At 61.0% G+C, this 13,687-nt stretch carries 14 protein-coding genes; 10 read left to right on the top strand and 4 right to left on the bottom strand.

The features are described from left to right. The first annotated feature begins 75 nt into the window (after positions 1–75). Both dapB and ACR0LF_RS11320 read left to right on the top strand, forming a co-directional pair. Positions 76–885 (top strand): 4-hydroxy-tetrahydrodipicolinate reductase, encoded by an 810-nt coding sequence (dapB, locus tag ACR0LF_RS11325; RefSeq protein ID WP_480579880.1) that lies wholly within the window; start codon positions 76–78, stop codon positions 883–885. A gap of 47 nt (positions 886–932) precedes the next feature. After that, positions 933–1,607, top strand: coding sequence for a DUF2306 domain-containing protein (locus tag ACR0LF_RS11320; protein ID WP_480579882.1), 675 nt, complete (start codon positions 933–935; stop codon positions 1,605–1,607). Here the strand turns inward: ACR0LF_RS11320 and ACR0LF_RS11315 are convergent. Genes ACR0LF_RS11315 through tmpA form a run of 3 tightly spaced genes read right to left on the bottom strand, consistent with a single transcriptional unit; the run spans position 1,594 to position 3,982 of the window. Beyond that, positions 1,594–2,262: an ureidoglycolate lyase gene (locus ACR0LF_RS11315; protein WP_480579884.1), complete on the bottom strand. Its 669-nt coding sequence runs from the start codon at positions 2,260–2,262 to the stop codon at positions 1,594–1,596. The two genes, ACR0LF_RS11320 and ACR0LF_RS11315, sit on opposite strands and share 14 nt — an antisense overlap. Next, positions 2,259–2,849: a (R)-1-hydroxy-2-trimethylaminoethylphosphonate oxygenase gene (tmpB, locus tag ACR0LF_RS11310; protein WP_480579886.1), complete on the bottom strand. Its 591-nt coding sequence runs from the start codon at positions 2,847–2,849 to the stop codon at positions 2,259–2,261. The genes ACR0LF_RS11315 and tmpB overlap by 4 nt, the downstream gene beginning before the upstream one ends. Beyond that, positions 2,846–3,982: a 2-trimethylaminoethylphosphonate dioxygenase gene (gene tmpA, locus ACR0LF_RS11305; RefSeq protein ID WP_480579888.1), complete on the bottom strand. Its 1,137-nt coding sequence runs from the start codon at positions 3,980–3,982 to the stop codon at positions 2,846–2,848. The genes tmpB and tmpA overlap by 4 nt, the downstream gene beginning before the upstream one ends. A 100-nt stretch (positions 3,983–4,082) precedes the next feature. Here tmpA and ACR0LF_RS11300 point away from each other — a divergent pair, with 100 nt between their 5' ends. Continuing rightward, entirely contained in the window at positions 4,083–4,937 is an 855-nt protein-coding gene (locus ACR0LF_RS11300) for a LysR family transcriptional regulator (protein ID WP_480579890.1), read from the top strand. Positions 4,938–4,941: 4 nt separating this feature from the next. Here ACR0LF_RS11300 and ACR0LF_RS11295 read toward each other — a convergent pair whose 3' ends face one another. After that, positions 4,942–5,124, bottom strand: coding sequence for a DUF1674 domain-containing protein (locus tag ACR0LF_RS11295; RefSeq protein ID WP_480579892.1), 183 nt, complete (start codon positions 5,122–5,124; stop codon positions 4,942–4,944). 88 nt (positions 5,125–5,212) lie between these two features. On the opposite strand from ACR0LF_RS11295, the gene ACR0LF_RS11290 reads away from it, so the two are divergent. From ACR0LF_RS11290 to ACR0LF_RS11260, 7 genes are all read left to right on the top strand, one after another. Continuing rightward, on the top strand, positions 5,213–6,472 hold the full coding sequence (locus ACR0LF_RS11290) for an RsmB/NOP family class I SAM-dependent RNA methyltransferase (RefSeq protein ID WP_480579894.1): 1,260 nt from the start codon (positions 5,213–5,215) through the stop codon (positions 6,470–6,472). 90 nt (positions 6,473–6,562) lie between these two features. After that, the gene (locus tag ACR0LF_RS11285; RefSeq protein ID WP_480579896.1) at positions 6,563–8,302 is read left to right on the top strand and encodes a heparinase II/III family protein; all 1,740 of its coding nucleotides are present in this window, start codon (positions 6,563–6,565) and stop codon (positions 8,300–8,302) included. Between the two features lie 22 nt (positions 8,303–8,324). Beyond that, on the top strand, positions 8,325–9,914 hold the full coding sequence (gene purH / locus ACR0LF_RS11280) for a bifunctional phosphoribosylaminoimidazolecarboxamide formyltransferase/IMP cyclohydrolase (protein ID WP_480579898.1): 1,590 nt from the start codon (positions 8,325–8,327) through the stop codon (positions 9,912–9,914). Then, positions 9,914–10,384 carry a signal peptidase II gene (lspA, locus tag ACR0LF_RS11275; RefSeq protein ID WP_480579900.1) on the top strand — a complete coding sequence of 157 codons (471 nt, stop codon included), beginning with the start codon at positions 9,914–9,916 and terminating at the stop codon, positions 10,382–10,384. The genes purH and lspA overlap by 1 nt, the downstream gene beginning before the upstream one ends. A gap of 50 nt (positions 10,385–10,434) precedes the next feature. Continuing rightward, positions 10,435–10,950: a DUF3035 domain-containing protein gene (locus ACR0LF_RS11270; protein WP_480579902.1), complete on the top strand. Its 516-nt coding sequence runs from the start codon at positions 10,435–10,437 to the stop codon at positions 10,948–10,950. A gap of 81 nt (positions 10,951–11,031) precedes the next feature. Next, positions 11,032–12,372 (top strand): M16 family metallopeptidase, encoded by a 1,341-nt coding sequence (locus ACR0LF_RS11265; protein WP_480579904.1) that lies wholly within the window; start codon positions 11,032–11,034, stop codon positions 12,370–12,372. Next, positions 12,369–13,679: a M16 family metallopeptidase gene (locus ACR0LF_RS11260; RefSeq protein WP_480579906.1), complete on the top strand. Its 1,311-nt coding sequence runs from the start codon at positions 12,369–12,371 to the stop codon at positions 13,677–13,679. The genes ACR0LF_RS11265 and ACR0LF_RS11260 overlap by 4 nt, the downstream gene beginning before the upstream one ends. Positions 13,680–13,687 lie beyond the last annotated feature (8 nt).

The raw sequence follows: 13,687 nt of genomic DNA, 5'->3' as shown, positions 1-13,687 counted from the left end.
TTTGCCAAGCGGGCGCGAACGGGTTAGGAGGCTTTGAGCCGACCACGAGTCAATCAATGCGAAAGGACCAGCGCAATGACCCATATTCCGGGGATCGTCATCACAGGGGCTTCGGGCCGTATGGGGCAGATGCTGATCAAGACCGTCACCGACAGTGATAAGGCACGTCTGGTCGGCGTGGTCGAGCGCAAAGGCCATGACTGGGTCGGTCAGGACGTGGGCGAGGCGATGGGCGGTCAGGCGCTGGGTGTCACGGTGACAGACGACCCGCTGGAGGCTTTCGCACAAGCGCAGGCGGTGATCGACTTCACCGCTCCTGAGGCGACGCTGGAGTTTGCAGCATTGGCGGCGCAGGCGCGCTGTGTCCATGTGATCGGCACAACCGGTATGACGAATGAACAGATCGCAGCGCTAGAGCCTGCGTCTCGTCACGCGGTGATCGTGCGGGCAGGGAATATGAGCCTGGGCGTCAACCTGCTGGTGCAACTGACCAAAAAGGTCGCCGCCGCTTTGGATGAAGATTTCGACATCGAGGTGATCGAAGGCCACCACCACCACAAGGTCGATGCGCCCTCGGGCACCGCGCTGATGCTGGGTGAGGCCGCTGCCGAGGGGCGCGGGGTCAACCTGGCCGATGTGTCCGATCGGGGTCGCGACGGCATTACCGGCGCGCGCAAACGCGGGGACATCGGGTTCCACGCAATTCGCGGGGGGGACATCGTGGGCGAACATGACGTGTTGTTCGCTGCCCCCGGAGAGCGTATCGTCTTGCGTCACCTCGCCACCGACCGCGCCATCTTTGCCCGCGGTGCGCTGAAGGCGGCTCTGTGGGGACAGGGCAAGGCGCCCGGTCAGTATGACATGGTGGATGTGCTGGGGCTGTAGGCCATAGACGCACCGTCCGGCTGCGCTAAGGTTGGGTGGTGCAAACCATGAAGTCACGATTTCTGACAATAAGTCTGTTTGCCGCGTTCTATCTGACGCTGTTGCCCTTTGTCGTGCATGGGGTGGCAATGATCGGCGTCGGCCTGTCCGAGGATGCTCCCGGGCAGAGCTATCTGTTTGCCGACGGTCAAGGCGTCGGCAATGCGGCGATGATCCTGCATATCCTGACCGGCACGCTGTTGGTCGCACTGGTTCCGCTGCAATTGGTAAGAGCGGTACGGCTGAAATACACCCGGTTTCATCGCATGCTGGGCCGGGGGCTGATCACGCTGGGGCTGATCACGGGGCTGGCAGGAATGACCTATATCCCCTTGCGCGGCACAATTGGCGGGCCGGTGATGTCAGCCGCGTTCTTCCTGTATGGGTTCTGCCTGTTCACAGCCGCGCTGATGGTCGCGCATATGGCCCTGGTCAGAGACCGTGCAGGCCATTGGGCCTGGGGGCTGCGGCTGTTCTGGCTGGCGCTGGGGTCGTGGCTCTACCGGTTGCACTATACGCTTTGGTACGTGCTGACCGATGGGTTGGGATCAGAGCCCGATTTCTCGGGCCCTTTCGATCTGGTGCAGAACTTTGCGTTTTTCGTGCCGTACCTGCTGGCTGTACAGGTCTGGATTGCGCGTAAGCGTCCCGATCATCAGGGGGCCTTGGCTACAGATCCTTGACTTTGTCGGCCCGCAATGGACAAGCGAGGTAGACGCCGAATTCCTGTCCGATATCGGCACTGACCCGCGCATGAACCCGGCCTTGACGGTCGAGAAAACGCTGGTTGTCCTCGACCGGGAAAATCCCCTCATGCCAGATACCGGGGTGGATGTAGAGGCCACGAGAGCCGTCGCACCAGAACGCCACCACTTTGTCCGGGGTCAGGTTGTCGCCGGGCAGGGCGGCGGGGACGATGAACGGTTTGTTGTCCAGCGGCCAGAACATCTGCCCGCCGTCGGGGTGATAGTTCATGTGCCACAGCAACACCTGATTGCGCGGCGCGGTTTGCCGATCCGTCTGCGCCTGCTGAGGGTCGGCTGACCAACCCAGCACGTAGTGGCCTTTGACGGCCTCGTTCTCACCGAAGAGCACATCACCCTGCCAGTCACATTTGAACGTGCCCTCGACCCAGCCCCCTTCATCACCGGTGCCTTCGTCAATCGGCCGCCAGCCCTGTTGCGGCCAGCGGACGATCTCAATCTCGAAGGTTTCAGGGTCGTCGACCAGACAGCCATAGCCTTTGACAGACGCGTCCGTCGCACGGATCAGAGGAACCTCGTGCCAGGGCAACGACGGCTTGGAACTGGCCTCAAAGATGTACTCCGGGGCGGTCATGTCGAGATCAGATGTTTGTCGACCATGCGCTGCACCATCGGTGCGAAATGGGCAAAATCCGGTGTTTCCATATCCGCGCGTTTGCCCGCCTCATCCAGATACCGGACTTGAATGATCTCTTTCAGGTTCGGATTGGCTTCGAATTCCGCGACCTCTTTTGCATTCATTGGACCGCCTTGCAATTCCAGCGTGTGGACCGAGGCAGCAGAGAGCCGATCAAAGTATTCGGGTTTGGTTGCACAGAGATAGCGTTTGGCCGCCACGTGATATCGGCAACAATCGGTGATGACCGAGGGGAAGAACTGTTCCAGCACCTCCGCACCTGCGTCCTCATGATGGCGGTCTTCGGTATCGTCGGGGTGATAAGTGCCGAACTCGGACGTAAAGTGCCCGATATCGTGTAGCAACGCGCCAACGATGATTTCCTCGGGCTGACCGTTCTGTTCGGCGATAGTGGCGCCTTGCAGCATATGCTCGGCCATGGTGACGGGTTCACCCAGATATTCCTCACCGCCGCGACGCTCGAAGATGTCACCGATGAAGGCCACGATATTGTCCCGGTTGAGGGTCGAGAAATCGGGTTTCATTCCGCCGCCTCCGGCTGCGCCATCTCCATCGCCGCAAGCGTGGACAGCAACCCGTCCTTGTCGGCGTAACAACCCTGCAACCAGCGCGAACCGGCTCCGGAATAGCCCAGACGCGCGTGCAGCACGCGGGTGTTGTCGACGATAAAGCTTTCGCCCGGTTCCAGTTTGAACGACACGCCCATGGCCGGATCGTCGATGATCTCGCCCAATTGGCGATAGGCGGCATAATAGGCTTCCATCCGGTCGAACGGGATATCGACCAGAGGCGCAGACGAGCGGTTGTTGAAGCGGATGCCGACCAGTTCACCATCCGGTGACAGTTCGATCATCGGACGACGCGACCGCAGGCAGACCCCGTCCGAGCCTTTGTATTCGAAGCGGGCAGGATAGCCCGCCAGCAGGGCAAATCCCTCGGGGTTCCGGTCCCGCAGTTTCTCGGCAGCGCGGAAGCCGTCAACGACGATCGAGTCACCCCCTTCAGCGCTGTTTTCAAGGCAATACAGAATTTGCAGGGTCGGCACCGGGTCTCGATAGGGGTTGTCGGTATGGGCCTGCAACCCCAGCCCGGTATAGGCGAGGTTGGTGGGGTTCACCTCGGTCCGCACCTCGAAATACGGGCCGTAATTGGTTTCGCGCACATAGCCAAACAGGTCGGCCACTTTCAGCAGCGATTCCGGCTCGGTCGGGCCGCCGGTCAGTTTGGCAAACCCGAACTCGGCAACGGAAGCCAGCCAATTGCGCTTGGCGGCGGGACTGGCATGGACCTCGGTCCAGTCCCCACTGGGCGCGTCGATACCGCGCTCCCACGTCGTGATGCCGGGGGCGATGCGACCCGGTGCAACATCATGATCGCGGTCATAGCTATGTTTGGCCAACCAATCGGACGGGAAGGTGACGGTCTTGCCCTCTGGCTGAAACGTGACTTGCAAGTTGCCCGAGACAACCTCGGCGGCACTGATCGAGATGTCAGCGGGGATATCACCGATGGTGATCAGGCGCTGACCGTTGCACGGCGCGCGGGTCTCAGAGTCCAGCGCATTGTCGCGTAGCCAGATGGCATGAAAGCGGGCTTGGATACCTGTGTCGAATTCGACGGTGACGACCGAGGTGTCGTGGGTGGCGGTGCGCAGCATTTGGGGGGCTCCTGTTCAGCGCGGGCTATGGTTGAGGAAATACGCGCCCCGTGGCATTACGACAATTAATCCTTATTACGGCTGAGGCTTGGAAAATCTAATGGCTAAGAAAAAGATCGGGTTACCTCCGCTGGATTGGTTGCGCGTGTTCGAGGCTGCGGGTCGTCTGGGTGGGTTCTCTGCCGCTGCAAAAGAGTTTGGACTGACGCAGGCGGCGGTCAGCCAGCGGATCGGCAATCTCGAGGCGTGGCTGGGCCGATCCTTATTCGTGCGTGAGGCGCGAGGCGTGTCACTGACGGTCGAGGGGGAAAGCTATCTGCCTCTGGTGCAGGACAGCCTTCGGGCACTGGAACGCAACACAGAGGACCTGTTTGGAAAATCCCCGCGCGAATTGCGCGTCGCCGGGTTGTCGTCGCACATTCACGCGCTGATCGTACCCGCCCTGACCAGATTTCATGGGGTGCGGCCCAAGGTTCGGGTGATGACCGACTCGGTCGCGCGCCGGTCGTCTCTGGATGAAGAGCGGACCTGGCTACAAATCCGCTATGGTCGGGGTGTTTGGGCCGGGCGCGATGCCGCATTGATTGCACGTGAGGTTCTTGCGCCCATGGCGGCACCGGGTGTCGATTGGGGTGCACCTTTGATCGACCTGCGTGGTGAGCGCCCCGGTTGGCAAGAATGGAGCCAAAAAAGTGGCCAACAGGATTTGCCGCCTTCACAAATCAGCTTTGATTCGATGGAACACGCGATTTCGGCAGCTCGACGCGGTATGGGCGTGGTTTTGGGATCTGTTCCGCTGGCCTCTGCCGATCTGCAGGAGGGCCGGTTGCGCAGGATGGACCTACCGGAATTGCAAACCAAAGACGGCTACTGGCTGACCTGGCCCGAAGATCGGGCAAAATCCAAAAAACAACGCGCTTTGATCGAGGATTTCCTGCAGGCACTGCGCGGCTGATCGCTCAGAAATCGATGGCGATGCCCTTCTTTTCCCAATCGCCATAGCGCGCCGGGTCCGGTCCGTCGCGGCCACCCAGTTCCTTGGGCAAATCCTTTGCCTCGGCTGCGGCCTTGCGGCGGCGTTCATCTGCTTCGGCCAGCGCACGCAAGGCGGCGGGGGGCAGGTCTTTGCGGTCGTCACTCATGACATCGGGTTCCTTTCCGTGCACAGCCTTGATATACGCCCGCGTCCGCCATTGGCAATGCGGGCGCAGGTCACATGAAGGCGGTACCATGTCAAACAGCGCAACAGCAGCACGGCGCAGCGCAATCTATCTTCTGGATCAGGTTCTGGGCGAAGGTCGCCTGCTATCCGAATGTCTCGCTGCCGGCGCACTGGATCGGCTGGGTCCCGAGGATCGCGCACGTGCCCAGCGGCTGGCATTGGAAACGCTGCGTGGGCTGGAACGCGCCGACAGGTTGCTGGACAACCACCTGAACCGCACACCCGCTCTGACGGTTCACAACACGCTGAGGCTGGGCGCGGTTGAGTTGTGCAACGGTGAAGCCGCCCACGGCGTTGTGAATTCCATGGTCGAGATCATCAGCCGTTCGCGCAAGCATGGACGTCTCAAGGGCCTGGTGAATGCCGTTCTGCGCAAGGTTGCAGCCGAAGGGCCCGAGGCGTGGCCGAAGATGCGTGTTCCGCGTTTGCCGGAGTGGTTGCGGGATCCGCTGATCATGGCCTGGGGCGCGGATGCCGTGGCCGGGATGGAGCAGGCGCATTTCACAGGCGCACCCCTTGATTTGACTGTAAAGCCGGGGGCAGTTGGCCCCGCAGGTAGCCTGCTGCCTACGGGTTCGGTGCGCATGCACGATGCTGGTCAGGTCTCGACCTTACCGGGGTACCAAGCGGGCGAGTGGTGGGTTCAGGATGCCGCCGCGGCTCTGCCGGTTGGCGTTCTGGCACCGAAGGCGGGCGAAAAAGTGCTGGACCTCTGCGCAGCCCCAGGTGGCAAAACGATGCAGTTGGCAGCGGCCGGTGCGGATGTCACGGCCCTGGATGTATCGGAAACCCGGATGGAGCGGGTGCGCGAAAACCTTGAGCGCACCGGGTTGAAGGCGCAGGTTGTTGTAGGTGATGCGTTGGAGCATCAAGGCCAGTATGACGCAATCCTGCTGGACGCGCCCTGTTCGGCCACCGGCACGATCCGCAGGCATCCCGATTTGCCGTTTGCCAAGGATGGTTCGGAATTCGGCGGTCTGATCGAACTCCAGGCGCGCATGTTGGCCCACGCATGGACCCTGCTGAAACCCGGTGGGCGCTTGGTCTATTGCACCTGTTCTTTGTTGCCGGATGAAGGTGAGGTGCAGGTCGAAGAGGCGCTGGATATGTATCCAGAGATGGCCGTGGACCGCGACGCCTTGAAGATCCCCGGCGTTGAAGACGACTGGATCACCGAAGAAGGCGGCCTGCGGCTGCGGCCCGATTACTGGCCGGATCAGGGTGGTATGGACGGGTTCTATATCGCCTGTCTGAACAAATCGGCCTGAGCGCACGCTTTTCGATGACTTGACGATCGGCGCGGTCTATCGTTGGGTCTCAAGCGCCAGCAGAGCGCAAGGGGCAGAGTAACGCGAGACATGTCGAACTCGGACACCATGACCAGTCGGTGGATGCGGTTTCAGAACCGTTTCTACGCGCGTCTCAGTCAGCGGCAAAAGGCAGTCACAGGGTTTGTCGCGCAACCTGATCCGCGCACCGTGGGCTCGTTCGCACGTGGACGGCAACTGGTCGCCGGAAATCTTTTGTTCGCCGGATATCTGGTCGAGGCCGAGGATACCGGGCTTTGGGATGTTTCCGCGCCCAGCGCGGGCTTTGACGACGAACGCCACGGCTTTGCGTGGTTAGATGATCTGGCCGCAGTCGGAGATATGCGCGCACGGGAAAAGGCGCAGCGCTGGGTCTGGGGCTGGATCGAAGCGCACGGTCGCGGGCAGGGCCCGGGTTGGGTGCCCGACCTGACCGGTCGACGTGTGATGCGCTGGATCAATCACGCGATTTTCCTGTTGCGTGGCGCCGATGAAAAGCAAAGCAGGTTGTTCTTTCGGTCGCTGGCCCAACAGACATGGTTCCTGTCCAAACGCTGGCAGGCCGCTACTCCGGGGTTGCCGCGATTTGAGGCTCTGGCCGGTTTGGTACAGGCCGGTTTGGCGTTGGAGGGGTTGGAGCAGATGGCCGATCCGGCCTTGCGTGCCCTGGCCGGGGAATGCGACCGGCAGGTGGACGCGCAGGGCGGTATCCCAACACGCAACCCGGAAGAACTGCTTGAGGTGTTCACGCTGCTCAGCTGGACCTCGGCGGCACTGAATGATCTGGGACGCGGTACGCCTGTCGCGCAGGCTAATGCGATCAAGCGAATCGCGCCGACCCTGCGCAGCCTGCGCCACGCGGACGGGGCGTTGGCGCGGTTCCATGGCGGCGGACGCGGAGTCGAGGGACGTCTGGAACAGGCCCTGGCGCAAAGTGGCGTCAAACATAAGGCAGCAACCGAATTGCCGATGGGCTATGCCCGTCTGTCCGCCGCGCGCACCACGGTGATCGTGGATGCCAGTGTACCGCCTTCCGGGGCTGCTTCGTTCAATGCACATGCCTCTACTCTGGCGTTCGAGCTGACCTCGGGGCGGCGTCCGTTGATCGTGAATTGCGGGTCCGGGGCCAGTTTCGGGTTGGATTGGCGGCGTGCCGGACGGGCGACGCCGTCGCATTCGACCTTGTGTCTGGACGGGTTTTCCAGCGCCCGACTGGCCAACCCATTACCGGGCCGAGAGGCTCAGGCGCTGGTTGACGCGCCACAAGAAGTACCAGTCGATTTCGAAGACGCGTTCGAGGGCATCCGCTTTATGGCCGGTCATGATGGGTACGCCAAAGTGTTTGGCCTGACGCACGCTCGGACCTTTGAGTTGCGATTTGATGGCCGGGAACTGACGGTCGAGGATATTTTGCTGACCGCGACCGACAAGGCGAAGCGTCAGTTCGACAAGGCGATGGATGCCTCGGGCCTTAAAGGTATCGGTTACGACATCCGTTTTCATCTGCATCCGGATGTCGATGCGGCACTGGATTTGGGCGGGGCGGCGGTGTCGATGGCGCTCAAAAGCGGTGAGATTTGGGTTTTCCGCCATGATGGCGTTGGAAAATTATCTGTCGAGCCAAGCGTTTACCTTGAAAAAGGGCGTTTAAAGCCACGCGCGACAAAACAGATCGTTCTATCTGGGCGCGCAATGGAGTATGCGACCCGCATCCGGTGGACGCTGAGCAAGGCGCAGGACACAGCCTATGCCGTGCGCGATACGCACCGGGACGAGCCAGAATTCGACTGACGCCAAAAGGACCTTTGGACCCATGACCGATCTTCACCCCGTGCGCCGCGCGTTGCTTTCCGTTTCCGACAAGACCGGGCTGATCGAGCTGGGTAAGGCGCTGGCCGAGCGTGGGGTCGAACTTCTGTCGACCGGTGGCACCGCCAAGGCGCTGCGCGACGCGGGGCTTGAGGTCAAAGACGTCAGTGAGATCACCGGCTTCCCCGAAATGATGGACGGCCGTGTGAAAACTCTGCACCCGATGGTGCACGGCGGCCTGCTGGCACTGCGTGACAACGACACCCATGTCGCTGCGATGGAAGAACACGGCATTGGCGCAATCGACCTGCTGGTGGTGAACCTCTATCCGTTCGAGGCGACCGTGGCCAAAGGGGCGGATTACGAAACCTGCATCGAGAACATCGATATCGGTGGTCCGGCGATGATCCGTGCGGCGTCAAAAAACCACGCCTTTGTGAACGTGGTTGTGGACGTCGAAGATTACTCCTCGCTGCTGGATCAGTTGGAAGAAAATTACGGCAAGACGTCCTATGGCTTCCGCCAGTGGCTGGCGCAGAAGGCTTATGCTCGAACTGCCGCCTATGATACCGCTGTGTCGAACTGGATGGCCGACGCGCTGCAGCTTGAAGCCCCGAAACGCCGCGCCTTTGCCGGTGAGCTGAAACAGACTCTGCGCTATGGTGAGAACAGCCACCAGCAGGCGGCATTCTATACCGACGGCACCAACCGACCGGGCGTCGCGACAGCGGTTCAGCATCAAGGCAAGGAACTGAGCTACAACAACATCAACGACACGGACGCGGCCTTTGAGTTGGTGGCCGAGTTTGACCCCGCACAAGGCGCTGCCTGTGCGATTATCAAACACGCCAACCCTTGCGGCGTAGCCAAGGGCGCGACCCTGATCGAGGCTTACAAAGCGGCCTTCGATTGCGACCGCACTTCGGCCTTTGGCGGGATTGTGGCGCTGAACCAGCCACTGGATGCCGAAACCGCGCAGGAGATCACTGGGATTTTCACCGAGGTCGTGATTGCTCCGGGTGCATCAGACGAAGCCAAGGCGATCTTTGCCGCCAAGAAAAACCTGCGCCTGTTGACGACCGAAGCGCTGCCGGATGTGACCGCTGGTGGCAAAACCGTGCGTCAGGTCGCTGGTGGCCTGCTGGTGCAGGACAAGGACAACGGTTTTGTCGGCATGGATGATCTGAAGGTTGTGACCAAGAAGGCCCCGACCGATGAACAGATGCGCGACCTGTTGTTCGCCTGGAAAGTGGCCAAGCACGTCAAGTCCAACGCCATCGTTTACGTCAAGGATGGCGCGACAGTGGGCGTGGGCGCGGGGCAGATGAGCCGTTTGGACTCGGCCCTGATCGCCGCCAAGAAAGCCGAACGTATGGCCGACGCGCTGGGCTTGGCCCAACCGTTGACCATCGGCTCTGCCGTGGCCTCGGATGCGTTCTTCCCCTTCCCCGACGGGCTGATGGAAGCGGCCGAGGCGGGCGCAACCTGCGTCATCCAGCCGGGTGGGTCCATGCGCGATGACGAAGTGATCGCCGCTGCGGATGAGGCCGGATTGGCCATGGTCTTTACCGGCATGCGCCATTTCCGTCACTGATGCGGTCACGCCTGCTTCTCTGGGCGGCTTTGGCCGCCTTTGCGATCGACCAGATCAGCAAATATCTGGTCGTTCACGTCATGCGTGTGGCCGATGGAAACATCGATGTTTTGCCGCCGCTACTGGTGTTCAAGTACGGCGAGAATCGGGGCATCAATTTTGGCCTGTTCCAAGGGAATTCTGAGGCCGCGCGCTGGGTTTTGATCGGTATTTCCGTCGCGATCTGCGTCGCTGTTCTGATCTGGCTCAGCCGGGCGGCCTCGTCCAAGGTGATGCTATTTTGTGGCGGACTGTTGATTGGCGGTGCGCTAGCCAATGTGCTGGACCGGGTTCTTTACGGCTATGTTCTGGATTTCCTGAACATGTCCTGCTGCGGCATCAACAACCCGTTTGTGTTCAACCTGGCGGACGTGTTCATTTTTGCGGGAGCCATCGGCCTGGTTCTGTTTGACGGCAAAAAGGCCTCGTGACGCGCGGAATGAAATGCGATAAAAGCGCCTGAAACAGGCTGGAGACACCAATGCGGATGCCGCGTGCCATATTTGTTTTGACTGTTGCCGCTGCGGTTGCGGCATGTTCGAATCCCGGTCTGCGGGATCTGGCGCCTCCGGGGGAGGGCCCGGATGAGTTTTCGGTGTTACCGGTGAAACCGCTGACGCAGCCCAAGGACTATGCCTTTTTGCCAGCGCCCACGCCGGGTGGTGCGAACCTGACGGATCCGAACCCCAATGCTGATGCCGTGGTCGCGTTGGGTGGTAACGCCGCCGCGCTGAACCCCAACACTGCCGTGCCGTCTTCGGATGCGGCGCTTGTCACGGCCTCCAGCCGGTATGGCGTGTCTCCCGATGCGCGTCAGGTGGTCGAGGCCGAGGATGCCGCGTTCCGCAAACGCCGTGGCCGCTGGACCGGTTTGCGCCTGTTCCCGGTCGACCGCTATGGTCAGGTCTATGAACGGCAATCGATTGATCCATTCTCGGAAACCGAAGCGGCCCGACGGGCCGGGGTCGAAACCCCATCATCCCCTCCGGGTGAATAATTCTTAACTTTCCGTCATCAGGGTTGAACCTGGGCCGCGTCACCGTAGTTTGAGTACCAGAAACGAAACGGAGGATGCCCCATGGTTCGGGCCCTGGCCTTGTCGGCTGCCCTGATCGCTGCCGCCCCGGTGTTTGCCGAGGACGGTAAAGAAGCGGTCACCACATTCACCCTGGACAACGGCATGGATGTCGTCGTGGTCGAAGACCACCGCGCCCCGGTCGTGCAGCATATGGTCTGGTATCGCGCCGGTTCGGCGGATGAGCCGATCGGGTCCTCCGGCGTTGCGCATTTCCTGGAGCATCTGTTGTTCAAGGGCACCGATACGTTGGCTCCGGGGGAGTTTTCGGCCACCGTTGCAGCCAATGGCGGCGATGACAACGCGTTCACGTCCTATGACTATACCGCCTATTTCCAGCGTGTCGCCGCAGACCGGCTGGAGTTGATGATGCGGATGGAGTCGGACAGGATGCGCAATCTCCGCCTGAGCGAAGAGGATATCCTGACCGAACGCGACGTGATCCTTGAGGAACGCAACCAGCGCACGGATAACAGCCCCCGCGCCCTGTTCGGCGAACAGATGAACGCGGCGCAATACCTCAACCACCGCTATGGCGTGCCGATCATCGGCTGGCGGCACGAGATGGAGACGCTGGATATGGAGGATGCGCTGTCCTTCTACCAGACCCATTATGCACCCAACAACGCTATTCTGGTCGTCTCGGGCGATGTAGATCCCGACGAGGTCAAAGCGCTGGCCGAGCAATATTATGGCGTGATTCCGTCCAATCCGGACCTGCCCGAAAGGGTCCGCTCGCAAGAGCCGCCGCAAACCGCCGAACGTCGCCTGACATATAAGGATGCCCGTGTATCTCAGCCTTATGTTCAGCGCAGCTATCTGGCACCGGAACGCGATCCAGGGGACCAGGAAAAAGCCGCTGCTCTGTTCCTGCTGGCTGAACTTCTGGGCGGCAGCACAACGTCCTATCTGAACGAGAAACTGCAGTTCGAACAGCAAAAGGTCGTTTACACCGGGGCGTTCTATCGTGGCGTTTCGCTGGATGATACGACCTTTGACCTGATCGTGGTGCCGGCCGCTGGTGTTTCCCTGCAAGAGGCCGAAGAGGCCATGGATCAGGCCGTTGCCGATTTCATCGCCGAAGGTGTGAACGACGAAGATCTGGACCGGATCAAGATGCAGTTGCGTGCGGCGCAGACCTATGCGCGCGACAATGTGGACGGGATCGGCAACCGATATGGCCGCGCCCTGACCAGCGGTCTGACCGTCGAGGATGTGCAGGCCTGGCCCGATATCCTGCAAGCCGTGACCGGGGATGAGATCATCGCCGCCGCCCGCGAGGTGCTGCAACCCGAAACATCGGTCACCGGATGGCTCATGCAGGACGATGAGGTGACGCAATGAAACGGATTTTCGCAACCCTGATCGCATTCGTCATCGCCCTGCCAGCATGGGCCGAGATCGAGATCAAGGAGGTCACCTCGCCCGGTGGCATCTCCGCCTGGCTGGTCGAGGATCACTCGATTCCCTTCACGGCGCTGGAACTGCGCTTCCGCGGCGGGACCTCGCTGGATGACCCCAACAAGCGCGGCGCGGTTTACCTGATGAGCGGGTTGATCGAGGAAGGCGCAGGCGACATGGATGCCCGCACCTATGCGCGTGAGTTGGAGTCGCTGGCGGCCTCGTTCCGGTACAATGCATCCGATGATACAGTCTCGATTTCCGCGCAGTTCCTGACCGAGAACCGGGATGAGGTTGCCGATCTGCTGCGCACGACGATTCACGAGCCGCGCTTTGATCAGGATGCGGTGGAACGCGTGAAGGCGCAGATCGTGTCAGGGCTGCGCTCGGACCAGACCGACCCGAACGATATCGCTGGTCGCAGTTTTGCGCAGATGGCCTATGGTGATCACCCTTACGGCTCGGAAGGCAAGGGTACGATTGACAGTGTATCGGCGCTGACCCGCGACGATGTCATGACCGCTTATGACAATGTGTTTGCAAAGGACCGGCTTTATGTTGGTGCCGTCGGTGACATCACGCCCGAAGAACTGGGCGCATTGCTTGACAAGCTGCTGGCCGATCTGCCTGAAACCGGCAAGCCCATCCCGGACCGTGCTGAAGTGACCATCCCTGGCGGCGTCAGCGTGGTCGAATTCGACACGCCGCAATCGGTGGCCCTGTTCGGCCATGCAGGTATTGACCGCGACGATCCGGACTTCTTTGCCGCCTTCGTCCTGAACCACATTCTGGGCGGTGGCGGGTTCGAAAGCCGTCTAATGCACGAGGTGCGCGAAAAGCGCGGGCTGACCTATGGTGTGGCGACCTATCTGGTGCCCAAGGATCTGGCCTCGGTCTATCTGGGATCGGTCTCGTCCTCCAATGATCGCATCGCCGAAGCCGTGGATGTGATCCGGTCCGAATGGGCCCGCGCCGCTGCCGACGGGGTCAACCAAAAGGAACTGGACGACGCCAAAACCTATCTGACCGGAGCCTATCCGCTGCGGTTTGACGGCAATGGCCGGATCGCCGGGATCATGGTCGGTATGCAGATGGAGGGCCTGCCCATCGACTACATCGCCACCCGCAACGATCAGGTGAATGCGGTGACATTGGAAGAGGTGAACCGCGTCGCCGCCGAGTTGCTGGACCCGGAAGGGCTGCATTTCACAGTGGTCGGCAAGCCGGTCGGTTTGGAAGCCACCAATTGATCGAAAGG

Source organism: Ruegeria sp. E8, from assembly GCF_056533985.1.
The sequence above is the reverse complement of the archived record's forward strand: the minus strand, read 5'-3'. Positions and strand labels throughout refer to the sequence as shown.

What these genes read in the sequence shown, in the direction of transcription:
- ACR0LF_RS11300 (WP_480579890.1), top strand. Translation starts at nt 4,083, where the DNA reads ATGGCTAAGAAAAAGATCGGGTTACCTCCGCTGGATTGGTTGCGCGTG.
- lspA (WP_480579900.1), top strand. Translation starts at nt 9,914, where the DNA reads ATGCGGTCACGCCTGCTTCTCTGGGCGGCTTTGGCCGCCTTTGCGATC.
- ACR0LF_RS11265 (WP_480579904.1), top strand. Translation starts at nt 11,032, where the DNA reads ATGGTTCGGGCCCTGGCCTTGTCGGCTGCCCTGATCGCTGCCGCCCCG.
- ACR0LF_RS11315 (WP_480579884.1), bottom strand. Translation starts at nt 2,262, where the DNA reads ATGACCGCCCCGGAGTACATCTTTGAGGCCAGTTCCAAGCCGTCGTTG.
- purH (WP_480579898.1), top strand. Translation starts at nt 8,325, where the DNA reads ATGACCGATCTTCACCCCGTGCGCCGCGCGTTGCTTTCCGTTTCCGAC.
- tmpA (WP_480579888.1), bottom strand. Translation starts at nt 3,982, where the DNA reads ATGCTGCGCACCGCCACCCACGACACCTCGGTCGTCACCGTCGAATTC.
- dapB (WP_480579880.1), top strand. Translation starts at nt 76, where the DNA reads ATGACCCATATTCCGGGGATCGTCATCACAGGGGCTTCGGGCCGTATG.
- ACR0LF_RS11295 (WP_480579892.1), bottom strand. Translation starts at nt 5,124, where the DNA reads ATGAGTGACGACCGCAAAGACCTGCCCCCCGCCGCCTTGCGTGCGCTG.
- ACR0LF_RS11290 (WP_480579894.1), top strand. Translation starts at nt 5,213, where the DNA reads ATGTCAAACAGCGCAACAGCAGCACGGCGCAGCGCAATCTATCTTCTG.
- tmpB (WP_480579886.1), bottom strand. Translation starts at nt 2,849, where the DNA reads ATGAAACCCGATTTCTCGACCCTCAACCGGGACAATATCGTGGCCTTC.
- ACR0LF_RS11320 (WP_480579882.1), top strand. Translation starts at nt 933, where the DNA reads ATGAAGTCACGATTTCTGACAATAAGTCTGTTTGCCGCGTTCTATCTG.
- ACR0LF_RS11285 (WP_480579896.1), top strand. Translation starts at nt 6,563, where the DNA reads ATGTCGAACTCGGACACCATGACCAGTCGGTGGATGCGGTTTCAGAAC.
- ACR0LF_RS11260 (WP_480579906.1), top strand. Translation starts at nt 12,369, where the DNA reads ATGAAACGGATTTTCGCAACCCTGATCGCATTCGTCATCGCCCTGCCA.
- ACR0LF_RS11270 (WP_480579902.1), top strand. Translation starts at nt 10,435, where the DNA reads ATGCGGATGCCGCGTGCCATATTTGTTTTGACTGTTGCCGCTGCGGTT.